The sequence below is a fragment of the Paraburkholderia sp. GAS38 genome, from assembly GCF_050434965.1.
Lineage (GTDB): Bacteria > Pseudomonadota > Gammaproteobacteria > Burkholderiales > Burkholderiaceae > Paraburkholderia > Paraburkholderia phenazinium_A.
The window spans coordinates 83662-103115 of sequence record NZ_JBNDJO010000005.1 but is presented as its reverse complement, the minus strand read 5'-3'; the positions used below and the strand labels follow the sequence as shown (position 1 = coordinate 103115).

At 62.5% G+C, this 19454-nt stretch carries 18 protein-coding genes; 16 read left to right on the top strand and 2 right to left on the bottom strand.

Features of this window, described 5'->3' with window-relative positions:
* Positions 1-7: 7 nt before the first annotated feature.
* Positions 8-868, bottom strand: coding sequence for a hydroxymethylpyrimidine/phosphomethylpyrimidine kinase (locus P3T42_RS13750; RefSeq protein ID WP_074302186.1), 861 nt, complete (start codon positions 866-868; stop codon positions 8-10).
* Between the two features lie 269 nt (positions 869-1137).
* On the opposite strand from P3T42_RS13750, the gene P3T42_RS13745 reads away from it, so the two are divergent.
* From P3T42_RS13745 to P3T42_RS13710, 8 genes are all read left to right on the top strand, one after another.
* Positions 1138-1308, top strand: coding sequence for a rubredoxin (locus P3T42_RS13745; protein ID WP_074302185.1), 171 nt, complete (start codon positions 1138-1140; stop codon positions 1306-1308).
* A gap of 186 nt (positions 1309-1494) precedes the next feature.
* Positions 1495-2925, top strand: coding sequence for a hypothetical protein (locus tag P3T42_RS13740; protein WP_429306363.1), 1431 nt, complete (start codon positions 1495-1497; stop codon positions 2923-2925).
* Positions 2926-3094: 169 nt separating this feature from the next.
* On the top strand, positions 3095-3673 hold the full coding sequence (locus P3T42_RS13735) for a YqgE/AlgH family protein (RefSeq protein ID WP_074302183.1): 579 nt from the start codon (positions 3095-3097) through the stop codon (positions 3671-3673).
* Positions 3670-4110 carry a Holliday junction resolvase RuvX gene (ruvX, locus tag P3T42_RS13730; RefSeq protein ID WP_074302182.1) on the top strand — a complete coding sequence of 147 codons (441 nt, stop codon included), beginning with the start codon at positions 3670-3672 and terminating at the stop codon, positions 4108-4110. The genes P3T42_RS13735 and ruvX overlap by 4 nt, the downstream gene beginning before the upstream one ends.
* Positions 4097-4618 (top strand): bifunctional pyr operon transcriptional regulator/uracil phosphoribosyltransferase PyrR, encoded by a 522-nt coding sequence (gene pyrR / locus P3T42_RS13725; RefSeq protein WP_074302181.1) that lies wholly within the window; start codon positions 4097-4099, stop codon positions 4616-4618. Before ruvX ends, pyrR begins: the two co-directional genes overlap by 14 nt.
* Positions 4619-4727: 109 nt before the next feature.
* A complete protein-coding gene (locus P3T42_RS13720) occupies positions 4728-5759 on the top strand; it encodes an aspartate carbamoyltransferase catalytic subunit (RefSeq protein WP_074302180.1) in 1032 nt (343 codons plus the stop codon).
* A gap of 42 nt (positions 5760-5801) precedes the next feature.
* Positions 5802-7079, top strand: a complete 1278-nt coding sequence (locus P3T42_RS13715; RefSeq protein ID WP_429306362.1) for a dihydroorotase — start codon at positions 5802-5804, stop codon at positions 7077-7079.
* 71 nt (positions 7080-7150) lie between these two features.
* Positions 7151-8047 carry a lysophospholipid acyltransferase family protein gene (locus P3T42_RS13710; RefSeq protein WP_429306361.1) on the top strand — a complete coding sequence of 299 codons (897 nt, stop codon included), beginning with the start codon at positions 7151-7153 and terminating at the stop codon, positions 8045-8047.
* Here the strand turns inward: P3T42_RS13710 and P3T42_RS13705 are convergent.
* Positions 8044-8898: a symmetrical bis(5'-nucleosyl)-tetraphosphatase gene (locus P3T42_RS13705; RefSeq protein WP_429306360.1), complete on the bottom strand. Its 855-nt coding sequence runs from the start codon at positions 8896-8898 to the stop codon at positions 8044-8046. The two genes, P3T42_RS13710 and P3T42_RS13705, sit on opposite strands and share 4 nt — an antisense overlap.
* 197 nt (positions 8899-9095) lie before the next feature.
* Between P3T42_RS13705 and P3T42_RS13700 the strand changes: the two genes are divergently transcribed.
* The 8 genes from P3T42_RS13700 (at position 9096) to P3T42_RS13665 (ending at position 19392) form a co-directional block, all read left to right on the top strand.
* Complete coding sequence (locus P3T42_RS13700) at positions 9096-10025, top strand: GDP-mannose 4,6-dehydratase (protein WP_429306359.1); 930 nt, start codon at positions 9096-9098, stop codon at positions 10023-10025.
* A 383-nt stretch (positions 10026-10408) separates the two neighbouring features.
* Positions 10409-11470, top strand: coding sequence for a dTDP-glucose 4,6-dehydratase (rfbB, locus tag P3T42_RS13695; RefSeq protein ID WP_074302175.1), 1062 nt, complete (start codon positions 10409-10411; stop codon positions 11468-11470).
* Between the two features lie 10 nt (positions 11471-11480).
* The gene (gene rfbA, locus P3T42_RS13690; protein ID WP_074302174.1) at positions 11481-12374 is read left to right on the top strand and encodes a glucose-1-phosphate thymidylyltransferase RfbA; all 894 of its coding nucleotides are present in this window, start codon (positions 11481-11483) and stop codon (positions 12372-12374) included.
* Positions 12359-12910 carry a dTDP-4-dehydrorhamnose 3,5-epimerase gene (gene rfbC, locus P3T42_RS13685; protein WP_074302173.1) on the top strand — a complete coding sequence of 184 codons (552 nt, stop codon included), beginning with the start codon at positions 12359-12361 and terminating at the stop codon, positions 12908-12910. Before rfbA ends, rfbC begins: the two co-directional genes overlap by 16 nt.
* Positions 12907-13800 carry a dTDP-4-dehydrorhamnose reductase gene (gene rfbD / locus P3T42_RS13680; protein ID WP_074302172.1) on the top strand — a complete coding sequence of 298 codons (894 nt, stop codon included), beginning with the start codon at positions 12907-12909 and terminating at the stop codon, positions 13798-13800. Before rfbC ends, rfbD begins: the two co-directional genes overlap by 4 nt.
* 12 nt (positions 13801-13812) lie before the next feature.
* On the top strand, positions 13813-14655 hold the full coding sequence (locus P3T42_RS13675) for an ABC transporter permease (protein WP_429306358.1): 843 nt from the start codon (positions 13813-13815) through the stop codon (positions 14653-14655).
* Entirely contained in the window at positions 14645-16027 is a 1383-nt protein-coding gene (locus P3T42_RS13670) for an ABC transporter ATP-binding protein (RefSeq protein ID WP_429306357.1), read from the top strand. The genes P3T42_RS13675 and P3T42_RS13670 overlap by 11 nt, the downstream gene beginning before the upstream one ends.
* Entirely contained in the window at positions 16024-19392 is a 3369-nt protein-coding gene (locus tag P3T42_RS13665; protein ID WP_429306356.1) for a methyltransferase domain-containing protein, read from the top strand. Before P3T42_RS13670 ends, P3T42_RS13665 begins: the two co-directional genes overlap by 4 nt.
* Positions 19393-19454: the final 62 nt, after the last annotated feature.

Here is a 19454-nt window from a genome sequence, read left to right as displayed (position 1 = left end):
CGCGCCCTCAGTGCCGCGCCTCTCCCGGCGGCGCATCCTTGGCGCTGCCGAGCGGCGTTTCTTCTTCGCTGCTGCGCGCCCAGAAAAACCGGTCCGGAAGATACGCGCCCATGCCGGGACGAAACGCAGCGCGCATGGCCTGATACAGATACTCCTGCGCTTCACGCACGGCTTCGGCCGGGTCCTGGCCGTTCGCGAGCAAGGCCGCGATCGCGGCGCCCAGCGTATCGGTCAGTCCCATGATGCGGTGTGCGCCGCGGTCCCACATGTCCTGGCGCAACTGGCCGTCGTCGCTGAAGAGCGTATTGACGAGCCGATGCGTGCCGGTTTCCGTGGAGAGGATGTATTCGCAGCCTTGCGACAGCAGATGCGAGATCGCCGCGTCGAGACTCGGCGCCTCGGCGTCGCCGTCCGGCTGCGCCAGCGCGAGCAGGGTAGCGTGATCGGCGACCAGCAAGGTGGTTTGCGGCGCGAGCAGGTCCGCGATCGCTTCGCGCAGTTCGTCGGCGGCGAGTACGTGTTCGTCGTCGAGGGTGAAGTCGGGGGCGAGGATCAGCGGGATGTCGTCGTAGTCGGCCACGACTTCGGCGATGGCGCTTACCACTTCCGCTCGCGTCGCCGCGCCCACCTTGAAGGCGGCAATCGGCATGTCTTCGAGCAGCATGCGCGCCTGGGTCGCGACGACTTCCGGGTCCAGCCCGGTCACTTCGTCGCAACTCGCCGAGTCGCGCACGGTGTAGCCCGTCAGCACGCTGACGCCGTGGCAGCCCATGCTGGCTAGCGTCATCAGGTCGGCTTGCAGGCCGGAGGCGCCCGTCGGGTCGGAGAGGCCGAAGGTGAGAACGATCGGAGGCGTGTCGCTGGGCATGAAGATGGTTGGCAGGAAATGAGCATGTAAGCGCGCACCGGGCACGCAGTCGGCTCAATTATGCGGCCTAAAGTGCAACGGGGGCGTTTTTTCGCACGCTGAGAGGGGCTTCTCGCACCGAACCGAGGATCGCGTCACGCCTTATCCAGATGGGCGGTCAGCGCGCCCGCAACGCGGTACGATGGCGACTTTCGATTGCTAGGCATTAGGGCGGTAACACGGTACCATCATGGCTCTCGTTTCAACGCCCCTTTTGACGCGACACAAGAATGGAATATAGAAGCTGGATGTGCCTGATCTGCGGCTGGATTTATGACGAAGAAGCCGGTTTGCCAGAGGAAGGAATCGCGGCGGGCACGCGTTGGGAAGATGTTCCCATTAACTGGACCTGCCCTGAATGCGGTGCGCGCAAGGAAGACTTCGAGATGGTCCAGATCTGACCATCCGGCGTTCGTGCGTCCGGTGGACGGCATGAACGCGTCTGGCGGCCGCGCAGCGCGGCATCGTGGAACCTGTATTTTCACGTTCTGTCGCAACGGTAGTTCGTCATCGTCCTGTCGCGGGCTCGCGTGCTCATTGGCGCGCACGGCCGTGCGCCGGTCTGTCAGTGTTCATGCCGCTTGCCCATGATTCCTGGATCCGTACCCCCCGGCTCTTTCGAGGCACTGCCGAACCCGCGTGGCGGGTCGGTGCGTGCTGCGGAACTCGCGCTCGCCGAAGCGCAGCTTGCGTTCGAGCAGCGCGGCGAGATGGCGGCTGCGCTGTTGCGCGCGGTTCAGGCCTTGCGCCAGGCGGGCTGGCTCGGGGCGCAGCGTCTCGCGGATGCGCTGGTGCTGGTGTCGCCGCTGACGGCGGCCGAACCGTCGGAAGAACCTGACGCACGTCAGTTGTTCGCCGCGGCGCTGCACGATTTCCGCGCGGCGATTGGCCGCCACAACCTGCGCGAGCTCGCTTGCTCGCCCACGCTCTTCACGCACTATCAGGCGCTCAGCGCGCTGATTGCGCGGCGCACGCCCGGTTTCACGGTTACGTATGAAGATCTCGCGCTTGCCGCGAGGCCTTTGCCGCCGGTGTCGTTCAGCCAGCAGCCCGCGCAACGGCTGGCGCACTTGCGGGCGCGCTACGAGCGTGCGCTGCTGCCGGTCTTGAGGGCGCATTCGAGCGACGGCGCGGCCAGCGCCGCGGCCGCCGCCCTGACGCGCGCCGCGCTCGATGAACTCGACGCCTGTCTGGCCGAACTCGCCACCCCCGATCCCTATGACTTCTGGCGTCTCGCCTCGGCCTGTGCCCGCTCGTTGCGCGTGAGCGGTCACCTGGTGGGAGACGCAGACGCCCGGCGCTTTCATGCCCGCTGCAATCTGGCGCTCGCCGATCACGCGCGGGGCTTGCCGCTCGCGCCGCGCTCGATGGTGCGTGCCACGCTGTCGCTGCTATGGCGCGATTACGCATTGTTCGGCGCTGCGGCAGAGGATGCCGAGCACGTCGAGCTGCTGCGCGACTATGGCTTGACGGTGGACTGGCACGTGGCCGCCACCCAGGAATCGGAAGCCTTGTGGGAAGCGGGCGCGGCCGAAGCGCAAGGCATCGGCGCCAGCGCGGGCTTGCGCGAAGCGCGCACGCGCGAACTGGGCGTGCTGACCGTTAACGCCCACGCCTATGAAGATTTCCTGCAGACCGCAGATGGGGCGATCGCCGCGCTCGCCGAGCATGCACGGGCCGCGGGTCATCCCGAGAAAGCCGATCCGAGCGAAGCGTTGCAGGCAGGCGACGCCGCCTACCGGCTCGGCGCCGCCGCCGGCGCGCTGGGTCTGGGTCACGTCGCGCTGCTGGCGGATGCGCTCGGGCTCGCCTGGCGGCGCCGCGCGCACGCCGGCGTGTCGACCCCGGCGGTGCGCTCGCACGTGGTCGTTGAAGCGCCCGACGCGCGGGCGCTCGAGCAGGGCGCCGAAGGCCTGCGCGCCATGCTGCACACTATTGCGGCGGGTGTCGCGCCGCCCGGCGGCAGCCCTGTGCTGGCCGCGCTGACCCGAGCCATCGAGCAGGGCGGCGGCGCGTGAAAGGCTAAGCGCCAGGCACGCGCGGATGCGCACCCGAATACGCGTCGTTGGCAAGGTGTAAGCGCGTGATAGAGTGGCAACATGATCCGCCGTTCATGGATCGCGGCAAACCTGATCTGCCCACGCTCAAAGCCCGCCATTCCGCATCGTCTTTGCTAAAATCCGAACTATGTCCAAGAGTACCGATCGCATCAATCTGACCAACCAGTTCCTGATCGCTATGCCCAGCATGGCGGACCCCACGTTTTCAGGAACGGTGGTCTACCTTTGCGATCACAGTGAGCGCGGTGCGCTCGGTCTGGTGATCAACCGGCCGACCGACATCGATCTGGAAGCGCTCTTCAGTCGCATCGATCTGAAGCTGGAGATCGAACCCCTGCTGCATGTCCCCGTGTACTTCGGCGGCCCGGTGCAAACCGAGCGCGGCTTCGTGCTGCACTATCCGAAGGACGGCAGCCCGTATACGTCGTCCATGTCGGTGCCAGGCGGTCTGGAAATGACCACCTCCAAGGACGTGCTCGAGGCCGTGGCAAGCGGCACCGGTCCGGAACGTTTCCTGCTCACGCTCGGCCACGCCGGCTGGGGCGCGGGTCAGCTCGAAGAAGAGATCTCAAAGAACGGCTGGCTCACGGTCGAAGCCGATCCGAAGATCGTATTTGATGTGCCGGCTGAAGAACGTCTCGAAGCCGCCCTGGCGCTGCTCGGTATTTCCCTCTCCATGCTCTCCGGCGAAGCAGGCCACGCATGAGCAGTGCGGCCGGACGGGCAGCCACGCTGCTCGGGTTCGACTATGGTGAAAAACGCATTGGCGTGGCGGTTGGCAACTCGCTGACCAAAAGCGCACGGCCGCTCGTGGTGGTGCAAAACCGCAATCGCGAGTACCGCTTCGAGGCGCTCGGCAAGCTGATCGCCGAATGGAAGCCGGATGCGCTGGTGGTCGGTTTGCCCATGCATCCCGATGGCGCACCCCACGAAATGACCCAACTCGCGAAACGCTTCGGCAACCAGCTCAACGGCCGCTTCAATCTGCCGGTGACGTGGGTTGACGAACGCTATTCGTCGGTCGAAGCGAAGGCCGAGATTCGCTCCGGCAAAGGGCGCGCGGACATGCTCGACGCCGAAGCCGCCTGCATCATCCTCCAGCAATATCTAGACGGACTTTCTGACGACCATGAGTTCCATTGACGCCGAAGCGCTGTATCGCTCCGTCCTTGAACAGATTCGTGCCGCCTATGGCGACGCGCTCGGCGGCGCGGATGGCGCCGTGCTGGCCGGCATCTACAGCGGTGGGGCGTGGCTCGCGGAGCGTCTGGCGCGCGATCTGAACGCCGCCTTCGGAGTCGTCAACGTTGCGCTGCATCGCGACGACTACGCGAAGAAAGGTCTGCACGCGCAAGCGAGCCCGACCGCGCTGCCGTTCGAAGTGGACAAGCGCCGCATCGTGCTGGTGGACGACGTGCTGTACACCGGCCGCACCGTGCGCGCGGCCTTGAACGAGCTCTACGACTATGGACGGCCGGCCTCGGTGGAACTCGCGGTGCTGGCCGATCGCGGCGGCCGTGAGTTGCCGGTGGCGGCGCGCTTTGTCGGCGGCGTGGTTGATGTGCCGGCTGAAGCTACGCTCGTACTCGCGCGCGACACCACTGGCGCCACCGAGCGTTTCACGTTCCACACCGAAGCACGCGCCGATTGAGCGCGACGTGTGCCGCAAACCACACGCCATACGCTACACGCTCCAAGCAACACGCTGCACCCCACACGCACTCGCAGCACGACTCGTACACGTTTGAATCAGGTCTCTCATGAACACCGCCACCCAGGTTTCCCAGGACACTACCGGCCAGACGCCGTCGCCGGACCGCTTTCGGCACGGCTTCCTGAAGGGCAACCCGCAGCTCACCAAAAACGGTGAGCTCAAGCATCTGCTGACGATCGAAGGCCTGCCGCGCGCGATCGTCAATCACATCCTCGACACCGCCGAGCAGTTTGTCAGCGTGACGGACCGCGAGGTCAAGAAGGTGCCGCTGCTGCGCGGCAAGTCGGTGTTCAACCTGTTCTTCGAGAACTCGACGCGCACCCGCACCACCTTCGAGATTGCGGCGACGCGCCTCTCGGCGGACGTGCTCAATCTGAACATCAATGCCTCGTCCACCAGCAAGGGCGAGTCGCTGCTCGACACGATCAACAACCTGTCCGCGATGCATGCCGACATGTTCGTGGTGCGTCACGCGTCGAGCGGCGCGCCGTACCTGATCGCCGAGCACTGCGCGCCGCACGTGCACGTGATCAACGCCGGCGATGGCCGTCATGCGCACCCGACGCAGGGCCTGCTCGACATGTACACGATTCGCCACTACAAGAAGGACTTCACGAATCTGCGGGTGGCGATTGTCGGCGACATCCTGCATTCGCGGGTGGCGCGTTCGGACATCCATGCACTGACCACGCTCGGCGTGCCGGAAGTGCGCGCCATCGGTCCGCGCACCTTGCTGCCGGGCGGCCTGGAACAGATGGGCGTGCGGGTGTTCCACAATCTCGACGAAGGCCTGAAGGACGTCGACGTCATCATCATGCTGCGTCTGCAGAACGAACGGATGAGCGGTGCGCTGCTGCCGTCGGCGCAGGAGTACTTCAAGAGCTGGGGGCTGACGCCCGAGCGTCTCGCGCTTGCGAAGCCCGATGCAATCGTGATGCACCCGGGCCCGATGAACCGCGGCGTCGAGATCGACTCGCAGGTGGCCGACGGTCCGCAATCGGTGATCCTGAATCAGGTCACGTTCGGCATTGCCGTGCGCATGGCGGTGATGGGGATCGTCGCGGGCAATCACGACTAGGCAACGACTGAGCGTCTCAGGCAACACAGAAAAAGGCAGCGCATGAAGATTCATATTCAAGGCGGCACGCTGATCGACCCGTCAGCCGGCACCGAACAGCAGCAGGACGTATTTATCTCAGCGGGCAAGATCGTTGCGCTTGGCAGCGCCCCCGCGGATTTCCAGGCCGAGAAGACGATCGACGCCACCGGCCTCGCGATCGCGCCGGGCCTCGTCGATCTCGCCGCGCGCCTGCGAGAGCCGGGCTATGAACACAAGGCCACGCTCGAATCGGAAATGGCCGCCGCACTCGCGGGCGGCGTGACGAGCCTCGTCTGCCTGCCCGACACGGATCCGGTATTGGACGAGCCGGGCCTCGTCGAAATGCTCAAGTTCCGCGCGCGCAATCTGAACCAGGCGCATGTGTATCCGCTCGGCGCGCTGACGGTGGGCCTCAAAGGCCAGGTGATCACCGAGATGGTCGAGCTGACCGAAGCGGGTTGCATCGGCTTCTCGCAGGCCGATGTGCCGGTGGTGGATACGCAGGTGCTGCTGCGCGCACTGCAGTACGCGAACACCTACGGCTACACCGTGTGGCTGCGTCCCGTGGATGCGTATCTCGGCAAGGGTGGCGTGGCGGCCAGCGGCGCGCTGGCGTCGCGGCTGGGGCTTTCGGGCGTGCCGGTTTCGGCTGAGACCATCGCACTGCATACGATTTTCGAACTGGTCCGCGTGACCGGCGCGCGCGTGCATCTGTCGCATCTGTCCTCGGCGGCGGGGGTCGAACTGATGCGCGCGGCGAAAGCGGAAGGCTTGCCGGTGAGCTGCGACGTGACGGTGAATCATATCCACCTGATCGATCTGGACATCGGCTACTTCGATGCGCAGTTCCGCCTCGACCCGCCGCTGCGCTCGCAGCGCGATCGCGATGCGATCCGTGCGGGACTCGCGGACGGCACGATCGACGCGATCTGCTCCGATCACACCCCCGTCGACGACGACGAAAAGCTGCTGCCGTTCGCCGAGGCCACACCGGGCGCGACCGGGCTGGAGCTGTTTCTGTCGCTGACGGTGAAGTGGGCGGAAGAAGCGGGCGTGCCGCTCGCGAAGGCGCTCAACCGCATTACCGCGGCGCCGGCCGGTGTACTCAAGCTGGACGCGGGGCGCATCGCAGTCGGCGCGGCCGCGGATCTGTGCGTCTTCGATCGCCACGCGTACTGGCGGGTCGAGCCGCGTGCGCTGAAGAGCCAGGGGCACAACACGCCGTTCCTCGGCTACGAATTGCCGGCGCGCGTCCGGGCGACGATCGTCTCCGGACACGTGGCGTTCGAACAGCGCTGATTTCCTGAAGACCCGGCCTCGCGCCTAAAATTAACATCGACCCCTGGCGACCGAAACGGAACGTTCTGACCATGAAGCTCGCACTTCGCAAGGCCCGGTTGATCGTGCACCTGCTGCACGGCATGTGGACGGTGGCGACGCGGTTCCCGCGTGCCACTGCTGCGCAACGGGAAGCGCTCAATCGCGCGTGGTCGCTGAAGATGTTGCGGCTGTGCGGCATGCGCCTCGTGGTCCATAACGACAGCGCGCGGCTCGACGCCGGCGCCTTGGTGGTGGCCAATCACATCTCGTGGATCGACATCTACGTGATCAACGCCTGGCGGCCGACGCCGTTCGTCTCCAAGGCCGAGATCCGTCAATGGCCGGTGGTGGGCTGGCTCGCGCAGCAACTGGGCACGGTGTTCATCCAGCGTGAAAAGCGTAGCGATGCGAAGCGCATCATGCATGAACTGTCCGACCGGCTGAGCGCGGGCGAACTGATGTGCGTGTTCCCGGAAGGCACCACGTCCGATGGTCTGGCGCTGCTGCCGTTCCACGCCAACATGTTTCAGGCGGCCGTCTCGGCGGGGAGTCCGGTGCAACCGCTCTGCCTGATGTACGAAGACGCGCAGGGCCGGCAATCGACGGCGCCGGCGTATATCGGCGAGCTCTCGCTCGGCGAGTCGCTTGACGCGCTGCTGCGCGGCGGACCGCTGACGGCGCATGTCTACGTGGGCGAGGCGCTGGCGCCGGGGGCCGACCGGCGCTCGCTGGCGGCGCAGGCGGAGCAGACGATCGGCGCGGCGTTACGCAGCCTGCAAGGCGAGAGCATGGGCATGGGCGCAGGCGCAACAGCAGCGCTCGAAAGCGCACCGGTTGCCAGGGCGAGTGGAGCGGAGGCAGGCAGGTCTCAAGCGTCTCAAGACATTCAAGGCGCTCAAACAGGAACGCTGATCGACGGCGTCGATCAGCAAGGGCGCTCAGCCTAGTCGGCGGAGGCGCGGCAGCCCTCGCACTCGACCTGGGTCAGTGCGCGATCGGCCGGGTTGGCCGCGAGCCGCACGGCGGACAGCTTCTCGCCCCACACGCAACCTGAATCGAGGCCGATCAGGTTGTCCCGCATCAAGAGGCCCAGCGCGGCCCAGTGGCCGAACACCACCGTGACGTCGACCGTCTTGCGCGACGGCACGTCGAACCACGGCATGAAGCCCGGCGGCGCGGAGTTCAGGCCGCCGCTCGTGCTGAAATCCATCACGCCATCCGGATTGCAGAAACGCATGCGCGTGAGCGCGGTGCAAGTGAGCCGCAGACGGTCGATTCCCTTCAGGCCGGGCTTCCATCGATTCGGCTCGTTGCCGTACAGACCCGCCAGCGTTTCCTTCCAGTTGGGCGCCTGCAGCGCGCGCTGCAGTTCATCGGCGAGTTCCAGCGTGAGCGTCACATCCCATTGCGGCAACACGCCGGCATGCACCAGCAGCATGCCGTTCTCGAAATGCACCAGCGGACGATGGCGGACCCAATGCAGCAGGTCTTGCGCATCGGGCGCGGCGAGGATCTCGTCGATGGTGTCGCCTTTCTTCGACTTGCGAATGCCTGCGGATACCGACAGCAGATGCAGATCGTGATTGCCCAGCACCGGCTTGGCGCGTTCGCCTAATGCGATGATGTCGCGCAGGGTGGAAAGGGACTCGCCGCCGCGATTGATGAGATCGCCGGCGAACCACAGCGGCGTGTCGGCGGAAGGCGCGGCCTTCGCGAGCAGTTGCTGATACTGGGTGCGGCAACCTTGCAGGTCACCGAAGGCAAGGGGGATGGAATTCGGCAGGCTGGAGACGGTCATCTGGGGCGGAATCAGGGATGCACGGGCGCAGGAGGCTGCGCGTTAGCGTGACATAATAGCCCGATTGGTGCAGCGCGATTGAGACGTTATTGCGACGTTGTCGCGCGGCGCCAGGTCACCGTAGCAAACCGGCTGCAGAGCAGGCTGCCCAGAGGTCACAGGCAGGTAGCCAACACGTCGCAAACAGGAGAATCTGGGTGAGCGGAGAAACGACGAAACCAGCAACGCATGCTGAACGCCTGACACGAACACTCGTTACCGGAGCCAGTGGCTTTACCGGCGCATGGCTGATCGCCGGTCTGCTCGCGAGCGGCCACGCGGTCACCGAGACCGTGGCCGGCGCCGGCGCGCCGGGGACGCCTTCACGGCGCCGGCTCGATATCACCTCGCTCGAGCAATGCCGGCAGGTGATCGACGAAGTGCGGCCCGACTACATCGTGCATCTGGCCGCCATCAGTTTTGTCGGCCACGACGACCCGCTCGATTTTTACCGCGTCAACGTGCTCGGCACGCTGAACCTGCTGCAGGCCTGTGCGGATGTGGGCCATACGCCGCGCAAGGTGCTGGTGGCAAGCAGTGCCAACGTCTACGGCAACGTGACCAGCGACGCGATCGACGAGAGCTTTCCCGTGGCGCCCGTCAATCACTATGCGGCGAGCAAGGCGGCGATGGAGTCGATGGCGCGCACGTGGTTCGACCGGCTGCCCATTCTGATTGCCCGGCCCTTCAACTACACCGGCCGCGGCCAGACCTCGAACTTCCTCGTACCGAAGATCGTCGAGCATTTCGCGCGGCGCGAGCCTGAGATCTCGCTGGGGAATATCGACGTGGCGCGCGACTTTTCGGATGTGCGCTACGTCGTGCGGGCCTATGAGGCGCTGCTCGATTCCGCCGCGGTAGGCGAAACGGTGAACGTGTGTACCGGGCAGCCCTATACGCTTAGGGAAATCCTGACAATGGCCAGCGACATCACCGGCCATGATCTGGAGATTCGGGTGAATCCGGCCTTCGTGCGGCAGACCGATGTGAAGGTGCTGGTCGGATCGCCCGCCAAGCTGCGGACCTTGGTGCCGGAGTTGGAGGCGATCGAGTTTCGGCAGACGCTGGAGTGGATGTTGGCGGCGTAGTCCGTTGTTGCAGCACAACGCCCTTATCTTTCAGCGCTGTAAGTCTTACCTGTCAGAATACTTCAGGCAGTGACAGGCCGTTTTCTTCCGATCATTCGTGCCGGAACTGACAGAGGTCGTGTTTTATAAAGTTCAGGAAAGATTTGCCTTTTTTGCTGCCATTCGGGAATGAACTTTGTCAAGCTGTTTCAAGTTGTTAGGTCTCTAGTTTTTGCCCGCTGCCGCTTTATAATCGGGGCTTCATAAAATAGCGGGTGCTGACGCCTTTTTTACATATAGGGTGCAGGTGTAAGGCGATAAAAATCGCTACATACGACCACAACGCGGGTGACCAGATCAACAAGTCCGGTTGCATCGGCCACGAACATCTAGAAGGGAATTTCATGATCCTGGTAACGGGCGGCGCCGGCTTTATCGGCGCCAATTTCGTGCTTGACTGGTTGAACGCCTCGGATGAGTCGGTCCTGAATGTGGACAAGCTGACGTACGCAGGCAACTTGCGCACGCTCAAGTCGCTGCAGGACAGCCCGCGCCATGTCTTCGTACGAGCCGATATCTGTGACCGGGCCGCGCTCGACGCGCTCTTCGCCGAGCACAAGCCGCGTGCCGTGTTGCACTTCGCGGCCGAAAGCCACGTCGACCGGTCGATTCATGGCCCTGCCGATTTTGTGCAAACCAATGTGGTGGGCACCTTCACGCTGCTGGAAGCCACCCGTTCTTACTGGAACACGCTGGGCGAGGCCGACAAGGCCGCTTTCCGCTTCCTGCACGTTTCGACCGACGAAGTCTTCGGTTCGCTGTCCGCAACCGACCCGCAGTTCTCGGAAACCACGCCGTACGCCCCGAACAGCCCGTATTCGGCCACCAAGGCCGGCTCCGACCACCTGGTTCGCGCGTATCACCATACCTACGGCCTGCCGACGCTGACCACCAACTGCTCGAATAACTACGGCCCGTACCAGTTCCCCGAGAAGCTGATTCCGCTGATGATCGCCAACGCGCTGGCCGGCAAGCCGCTGCCGGTGTACGGCGACGGTCAGAACGTGCGCGACTGGCTGTATGTGGGCGACCACTGCAGCGCCATCCGCGAAGTGCTCGCGCGCGGCGTGCCCGGCGAGACCTACAACGTGGGCGGCTGGAACGAGAAGAAGAACCTCGAAGTCGTGCATACCCTGTGCGACCTGCTCGACGCGCAGCGTCCCAAGGCGGCCGGCTCGTACCGCGAACAGATCACCTATGTGACGGACCGTCCGGGTCACGACCGCCGTTACGCAATCGACGCCCGCAAGCTGGAGCGCGAACTGGGCTGGAAGCCGGCTGAGACGTTCGAGACGGGCATGGCGAAGACCGTGCGCTGGTATCTCGACAGCCAGGAGTGGGTGGACGAAGTGGCTTCGGGTGAATACCGCAAGTGGGTTGAGACCAACTACGCGCAGCGCGCGTAAGGGCACCGTCATGGCGCGCAAGGGCATTATTCTCGCAGGCGGGTCGGGTACGCGTCTGTACCCGATCACTCACGTCGTATCGAAGCAATTGCTGCCGGTCTACGACAAGCCGATGATCTATTACCCGCTATCCACACTGATGGTAGCGGGCATCCGTGACGTTCTGATTATCTCCACGCCGCAAGACACGCCGCGCTTCGAGACGATGCTCGGCGACGGCAGCCAGTGGGGCATGAACATCCAGTATGCGGTTCAGCCGTCGCCCGACGGTCTGGCGCAGGCCTTCATCATTGGCCGCGATTTCGTGGGCAACGATCCGTCGGCGCTGATTCTCGGCGACAACATTTTCTACGGGCACGACCTCGCCAAGCAGCTCGAGCGCGCCACCGGGCAGGACGACGGTGCAACCGTGTTCGCGTATCACGTGCACGATCCCGAGCGCTACGGCGTGGTGGAATTCGACAAGCAGTTCCGGGCCCTTTCGATTGAAGAGAAGCCGGTCAAGCCGCGCTCCAACTACGCGGTGACGGGCCTGTACTTCTACGACAAGCAGGTCTGCGATATCGCGGCCGACATCAAGCCGTCGCCGCGCGGCGAGCTGGAAATTACCGATGTCAATTCGCGGTATCTCGCCAACGGCGCGCTCAACGTCGAGATCATGGGGCGCGGTTATGCCTGGCTCGATACGGGCACGCACGACTCGCTGATCGAAGCGGCCACCTTCATCGCAACGCTGCAGAAGCGTCAGGGGCTGGTGGTGGCTTGCCCTGAGGAAATTGCGTTCCGGCGGCGCTGGATCAGCCCGGAGCAACTCGAGAAGCTGGCCGCGCCGCTGTCGAAGAATGCCTATGGGCAGTATCTGCAACATCTACTTTCGGACCCCTTGGCATGGCCATCCATGTAATTGAGACCGCTTTGCCGGACGTGAAGATCATCGAGCCCAAGGTGTTCGGTGACGCGCGCGGCTTCTTCTACGAAAGCTTCAACGCACGCGAATTCACGAGAGAAACCGGCGTCGACGCCGAGTTCGTGCAGGACAACCATTCGCGTTCGGCGAAGGGCGTGCTGCGTGGCTTGCATTACCAGATCCAGCATCCGCAGGGCAAACTGGTGCGTGTGGTGTCCGGCGAGGTGTTCGATGTCGTGGTGGATATCCGGCGCAGTTCGCCGAGCTTCGGCAAGTGGGTGGGCGTGGTCTTGTCCGCCGACAACAAGCGGCAACTGTGGGTGCCGCCTGGTTTCGCGCACGGTTTCTGCGTGACGTCGGAAAGCGCCGAGTTTCTCTATAAGACTACGGATTACTGGTTTCCCGAGTTCGAACGCAGCCTGCTGTGGAACGATCCGGCGCTGGGTATCGAATGGCCGCTCGAGGGCGAGCCGCAGGTTGCCGCGAAAGATGCGGCAGGGCGGCCGCTTGCCGAAGCAGAGGTGTTCGAATGAGGATCATGCTGACTGGCCGTAACGGGCAGGTCGGATGGGAGCTGCGACGTGCCTTGGCGCCGCTGGGCGACGTCGTGGCGTTCGACCGCAACGAAGCCGACCTGGCGAAGCCGGAGACGCTGGCGAAGCTGGTGGCGTCGGTGCGTCCGCACGTGATCGTCAACGCGGCGGCCTACACGGCGGTCGACAACGCGGAAACCGAAACCGCGTTGGCAAACCGTGTGAACGCCGAGGCGGTGGGCGTGCTGGCTGAGGCGGCGCGCGCGCAGAACGCGCTGATGGTCCACTACTCGACCGATTACGTGTTCGACGGTTCGTCGAGCACACCGTACGTCGAGCTCGATCCGGTGGCGCCGTTGAATGCCTATGGCGCGAGCAAACTGGCCGGCGAGCGGGCGATTGAAAACGTGGCCGGCGACTGGCTCACGCTGCGGACCACCTGGGTGTACGGCCCGCGCGGCCGCAACTTTCTGCGCACCATGCTGCGCGTGGCCGGCGAGCGCGACAGCCTGCGCGTGGTGGCGGACCAGACGGGTGCGCCGACCTCGGCGCGCATGATTGCGGATCTCACGGCGCATGTGGTGGCGCAGGCTCAGCGCGAGCGCAATGCCGGCGAATTCGAGTCCGGCTTGTTCCATATGACGGCCGCGGGCCAGACCACGTGGCATGGCTTCGCGAGCGCGATCATCGAAGGTGCGCGCGCGTCGGGGAAGATGGCGATCAAGGCGACCTCGATCGAGCCGATTGCCTCGGACGAGTATCCGACGCCGGCACGCCGCCCGCAGTACTCCATGCTCGACAACGATAAGTTCGACCGACGCTTCAGGCTCGGTCGCCTCGACTGGCGCGAAGGGCTCGCGCTGGCGCTGGACGATCTTTTGGGGCAGTAAGCGCGTCCCGCATTGCAAACAGGAACAGGTATGGAAACACCAAATCGACTGCTGCATCCGCTGGCAGTCGTGTACTCGCTCACGGAGAACTGGCACCTGATCGTGCAGTTCGTCAAACGCGAGGTGGCCGGCCGCTATAAGGGTTCGTTTCTCGGACTCTTCTGGTCGTTCATTACGCCGTTGTTGATGTTGAGCATTTATACGTTTGTGTTTGGGTTTGTGTTTAAGTCGAGATGGCGGGCGGCATCCGACGACCATATTGAATTCGCTGTCGTGATGTTTGTGGGTATTCTTGCGCACAACCTGATTTCCGAGTGTCTGACGCGTGCACCGATGCTCGTGGTGGGTAACCCGAATTACGTCAAGAAGGTTGTGTTTCCTCTTCAGACGCTGCCGTGGATCGCGATTGGTACGGCGTTGTTCCATATGCTGGTGGCGTCGGTGATCCTCCTTGTCGCGATCTTGCTTTGGCAAGGGCATATTCCGTGGACGGTGATTTTCGTTCCCGTGATCCTGCTGCCGTTCGTGGTACTGATTGCTGGGCTGGTGTGGTTTCTCGCGTCGTTCGGCGTGTTCATGCGTGACCTGGGACAGGTGATGGGGATTGTGTCATCCCTGCTGATGTTCATGGCGCCGGTTTTCTATCCTTTGACGTCAGTGCCGCCGCGTTTGCGCTCCGTCATCATGCTGAATCCTTTGACGTTCGTCATCGACCAGATTCGCACTGTCGCAATCTGGGGTGGACAGGTTAATTGGATCGGCTGGGCGATCTATGCTGTGGTTGCCTACGTGATTGCTACGCTCGGACTATTGTGGTTTCAAAAAACGCGGAAAGGATTCGCTGATGTGCTCTGATAGCGTGAAGCAGACCGCTGTCGAGGTACAGGGTCTCGGCAAGCGATACGAAATTTACCGTGCTCCGCAGGACCGGCTGAAACAGATGATTCTGCCGCGCCTCGCGCGGATGATCGGTCGGCAGCCGAAGGAATATTTTCGCGAGTTCTGGGCGCTGCGAAACGTCGATCTGACCATTACCCGCGGCGAGACGGTCGCGATCATCGGGCAGAACGGTTCGGGTAAGTCGACGTTCCTCCAGCTGGTTTGCGGCACGCTGTTCCCGACACAGGGACAGGTGCAGCGTCACGGTCGGGTCGCCGCTCTGCTTGAGCTCGGTGCGGGCTTCAACCCAGAATTCACTGGCGAAGAGAACGTCTACCTGAGCGGGATGCTCTATGGGCTGAGCGAAAAGCAGTTGAAGGAGCGTTACCAGTCGATTATCGAGTTCTCCGAGATTGGCGATTTTGTCTCACAACCGGTGAAGACGTATTCGAGCGGGATGTACGTTCGCCTTGCGTTCGCGATCGCTGCGCACGTGGACGCCGACGTGCTCGTGGTGGACGAAGCGCTGTCCGTCGGCGACGTGCGCTTCACGCAGAAATGCATGCGATTCCTGCGTGAGTTCCAGAAAAACGGCACGTTGTTGTTTGTCAGTCATGACGTTGGCGCGGTAACGAGTCTGTGTTCGCGAGCCGTCTGGCTTGACCGTGGCTCCGTGCGTATGGACGGCTCGGCAAAGGAAGTTGTCGAGGCCTATCTCGCCGAGCAACATGTGCTCGACCGGAAGGCTCAGGGGGTTTCGGTAACCGCGGCCAAGAAAGCACGCGCGCGCGCCAAGATGGAAGCGCGGGATGTCGTGGATGTCAGGCTCGAGGGATTGAAGGATCGTAACGTAACCCAGGTATTCGAGTTCGATCCGGACGCGGATAAGAGCGCGTTCGGCGCCGGCGGGGCGTCGATCGTCAACGTTGCGTTACTTGACGAAGACGGGAACCAGACACAACTGCTGCAGGGCGGTGAACTCGTCACGCTGGAAATCAAAGTCGAGGTTCATGCCGAGCTCTCCGGACTGATTTTCGGTTTCTATGTGAAGGACCGACTCGGACAGCGGCTGTTTGGCGACAATACCCATCTGAGTTATGAGGATCTTATCGAGGGCGCCGCGGAAGACCAGTTCCGTGCCTCGTTCCAGTTCCGCATGCCGGTGATGCCGGCGGGTGCTTACTCCATCGACACCGCCGTGGCATCCGGGACACAACTCGATCATACACAACAGCATTGGCTCCACGACGCGTTGCAATTTCGCACGGTCGACAGCACGATGCGTCATGGCCTGATTGGCATTCCTATGTTGCGCATTAGCGTTGAAAAAGAGAGGTCAGTGGCATGATCCAGTTTACCGGCGAGCGGTACGTTCCGACTGAGGCGGGCGATATCCGCTATGAACACTGGCATCGCTATGCGTGGGCCTCGCAGGGTATCGCAGGGCTGGATGTTCTCGATGTGGCATGCGGCGAGGGTTACGGTTCGGCGATCATCGCAAGAGTGGCGAAGACTGTCACAGGCGTCGATATCTCGCCGGAGGCGGTTGCGCACGCGAGTGAGCAGTATTCGAATGTCAAGAACCTCTCGTTTTTGAGTGGCAGTGCGAGCGACCTCCCGTTGCCGGACGCTTCTTTCGATGCGGTTGTTTCTTTCGAAACGATCGAACATTTGCTGGAGCAGGAGGAGATGCTGTCCGAAATCCATCGCGTGCTTCGGCCGGGTGGTTTTCTCATTCTCTCTTCGCCGAATAAGAAGGTATATTCCGACGACCGGAATTACCAGAATGAATTTCACGTTAAAGAACTGTATTTCGAAGAACTCGATGCGCTCGTAAAACGCCACTTCTCCGACGTGACCTACTTTGGTCAACGACTGGCGACGAGTTCGATCATCCTGCCCGAAGACCGGCGCGATACGTCCTACACGGCCCACACGCTCAGCGACGACGTGGTGGCGGGTTGCACCCCGAAGCTCGACGCGATCATGTACTTCCTGGCGGTATGCTCGAAGGACAGCGGGTCGGTGCCGTCAAAACTTCAGGCCTCGGTATTTTTCGAAGAAGGCAGCGATCTCTACGCGAGGCAAGACGAAATCATCGAGTGGGCTAACCGCCAGACTGATGAAGTCGCAGCGCGAGACAAAGAGATTTTCCGGCTGCAGACCGAATTCGAGGAGCGTACGAAATGGGCGTTGGATCTCGATGCTCAGCTAACCCAGTATCACGCTGCGGGTGGTTTGGAGGCGTTTGAGGGCTTACGGCAAAAGGCAGAAGAAGCTCAGCGAGAAGCCGAGGTCGCCAAACGCGACCTGGAGGAGGCTCGCCGAGAGGCTGAAGAAGCGCGGCAAGCCTTTGAGTCCATCGTTGATGGGACCGGCTTCGAGAAATTGCGGAACGAGCGCGACGACTTGCAGGTGCAGGTCGGTGAGTTGCAAGCGAAACTCACTGAAGTCTATGCTTCGACTTCGTGGAGGATAACTGCGCCGGTCCGAGGAATTGTGCGTGCTGCAAGAGGCGATTTTGCGTCGATCGTGAAGCCGCTGCGACCTTATGCTCGAAAATGGGCCCGTGCGGCATATCTGGCTCTGCCTTTGACTCCTCGGCAAAAGGCGAAGGTGGCGGATCTCGTTTTCCGTGTTGCGGGTCCTCTTTTCGAGGGCGTGGTGTACTACGAGGCCTGGAAACGTCAGGGTCAGCCACTCCCAAGCGTATTGGGCCGTGGCCCAATTGTGCCGGCAGAAATCGACAGCACGATTGCTAGCCTGAAGTTCACGCAAGTGGAGGCACCGCGTGTCTCGGTGATCATTCCCACTTACGGAAATCTCCCGCATACCTTGGCTTGCGTTCGTTCGATCGCCGAGCACCTACCTGTCGCGTCAATTGAGATCATCGTCGCCGAGGATGCGTCCGGGGACGCGGACATCATGAGGATGCAAGAGATTCCGGGCATCCGTTTTGTATTGAATCCGCAAAATCTTGGCTTCGTTCGGTCCTGCAACTACGCGGCGTCGCATGCGCGAGGTGATTTTGTTTACTTCCTGAACAACGACACGGAAGTCACGCCAGGATGGATCGACACCATGGTGGATCTGTTCGAAACGCGGACGGATTGCGGCATGGTCGGCTCGAAGCTGGTGTATCCGGACGGCCGTCTTCAAGAGGCGGGTGGGATTTTCTGGAAGGACGGCTCCGCTTGGAATTTCGGGCGACTCGATGATCCGTCCAAGAGCGCCTATAACTACGTGAAGGAAGTGGATTATTGCTCTGGCGCGTCTCTTCTGATTCGACGTGATCTGTTCACCGAGTTGGGTGGCTTCGACGAGCACTACGTTCCGGCCTATTGCGAAGATGCGGATCTCGCGTTCAAGGTGCGTGCGACGGGTAAGAAGGTCTACTACCAGCCGGCATCCGTCATCATCCACTACGAGGGCATTTCTCACGGCACCGACACCGGAACCGGTATCAAGGCATACCAGGTTGTGAACCAGAAGAAGCTGCGTGAGCGCTGGCGCGAGGTGTTGGACGCGGAGCACTTCGAGAACGGTACCCATGTAACGGTGGCGCGGGATCGAAGCGCTCGCAAGAAATCGATTCTCATCGTGGATCACTATGTTCCGCAGCCGGACCGTGACGCTGGATCGCGATCGGTGATGTGCGTCATCCGCGTTTTGACGGAAATGGGCCTAAGTGTGAAGTTTTGGCCCGAGAATCTTTGGTACGACCCGGTCTACGTGAAGCCTTTGCAGGCCATGGGCGTCGAGGTCTTCTACGGTGCTGAGTTCGTGGGCGGGTTCGACGAGTGGGCGAAGGAGAATGCCGGTACGCTGGACTATGCATTCCTGAATCGGCCGCACATCAGTGAATCGTTAATCGCGCCGCTGCGCAAATACGCGCCTAAGGCAAAGCTGCTCTACTACGGCCACGACATCCATTTCGAGCGCTTGCAGCGCGAGTTTGCGATCACGGGCGATCAAAAGGTGCAGCGTCAGTCCGAGACAGAGCGTGTGCGCGAGATGAAGATCTGGAAAGCGGCCGACGTCGTTTATTATCCGTCCCCCACGGAGACAGAGACGGTGAAGCGGCTTGATCCGAGTGTGACGGCCCGGACCTTGCCTGGCTATTTCTTCGAACCACGGCCGAACGCCGGTGACGAGATCGCGCTAGCTGAGCGCAGCAATATTGTGTTTGTGGCGGGGTTCGGTCATCCGCCGAACGTTGATGCCGCCACTTGGCTTGTAACGGCGATTCTGCCGCTCATCAGAGCCGAACTGCCGAAGATTCACCTGACGCTGGTGGGTTCCAATCCGACGGACGAGGTCAAGGCACTTGCCGGCCCTAACGTGACGGTGACCGGGTACGTGAGCGATGAGCGTCTCACCGCGTTGTACGATCTTGCGCGTGTTGTGATCGTGCCGTTGCGTTTCGGTGCAGGGGTGAAGAACAAAGTGGTCGAGGCGCTGCATTTCGGTGTCCCGCTTGTCACTACACCGGTCGGAGCACAGGGCCTACCTGGATTGGAGGACATCGTTCCCGTCACGGACGATCCATACAAGCTCGCGGAAGATGTGGTGGCCCTGGTGCGTGACGATGATCGCTGGCACACGGCCGCGAATGCGGGTCGAGGCTATGTCGCAGCACATTTTTCGCGAGCAGCCATGCGAAATGCTTTGGCACAGGACATTGATGTTGGCGTGCCTGTGGACGCGTACTGACGATGCTTAAAGTTTTCAGATTCACGGGGATGTGCGCTCGCGCTGTAGCGGTGGGCCGGCCG

Coding starts and splice junctions, on each gene's coding strand:
- P3T42_RS13705 (WP_429306360.1), bottom strand. CDS start 8,898: ATGACCGTCTCCAGCCTGCCGAATTCCATCCCCCTTGCCTTCGGTGAC.
- P3T42_RS13670 (WP_429306357.1), top strand. CDS start 14,645: ATGTGCTCTGATAGCGTGAAGCAGACCGCTGTCGAGGTACAGGGTCTC.
- P3T42_RS13715 (WP_429306362.1), top strand. CDS start 5,802: ATGAAGATTCATATTCAAGGCGGCACGCTGATCGACCCGTCAGCCGGC.
- P3T42_RS13745 (WP_074302185.1), top strand. CDS start 1,138: ATGGAATATAGAAGCTGGATGTGCCTGATCTGCGGCTGGATTTATGAC.
- rfbC (WP_074302173.1), top strand. CDS start 12,359: ATGGCCATCCATGTAATTGAGACCGCTTTGCCGGACGTGAAGATCATC.
- pyrR (WP_074302181.1), top strand. CDS start 4,097: ATGAGTTCCATTGACGCCGAAGCGCTGTATCGCTCCGTCCTTGAACAG.
- P3T42_RS13750 (WP_074302186.1), bottom strand. CDS start 868: ATGCCCAGCGACACGCCTCCGATCGTTCTCACCTTCGGCCTCTCCGAC.
- P3T42_RS13665 (WP_429306356.1), top strand. CDS start 16,024: ATGATCCAGTTTACCGGCGAGCGGTACGTTCCGACTGAGGCGGGCGAT.
- rfbB (WP_074302175.1), top strand. CDS start 10,409: ATGATCCTGGTAACGGGCGGCGCCGGCTTTATCGGCGCCAATTTCGTG.
- rfbD (WP_074302172.1), top strand. CDS start 12,907: ATGAGGATCATGCTGACTGGCCGTAACGGGCAGGTCGGATGGGAGCTG.
- P3T42_RS13710 (WP_429306361.1), top strand. CDS start 7,151: ATGAAGCTCGCACTTCGCAAGGCCCGGTTGATCGTGCACCTGCTGCAC.
- P3T42_RS13740 (WP_429306363.1), top strand. CDS start 1,495: ATGATTCCTGGATCCGTACCCCCCGGCTCTTTCGAGGCACTGCCGAAC.
- P3T42_RS13735 (WP_074302183.1), top strand. CDS start 3,095: ATGTCCAAGAGTACCGATCGCATCAATCTGACCAACCAGTTCCTGATC.
- ruvX (WP_074302182.1), top strand. CDS start 3,670: ATGAGCAGTGCGGCCGGACGGGCAGCCACGCTGCTCGGGTTCGACTAT.
- rfbA (WP_074302174.1), top strand. CDS start 11,481: ATGGCGCGCAAGGGCATTATTCTCGCAGGCGGGTCGGGTACGCGTCTG.
- P3T42_RS13720 (WP_074302180.1), top strand. CDS start 4,728: ATGAACACCGCCACCCAGGTTTCCCAGGACACTACCGGCCAGACGCCG.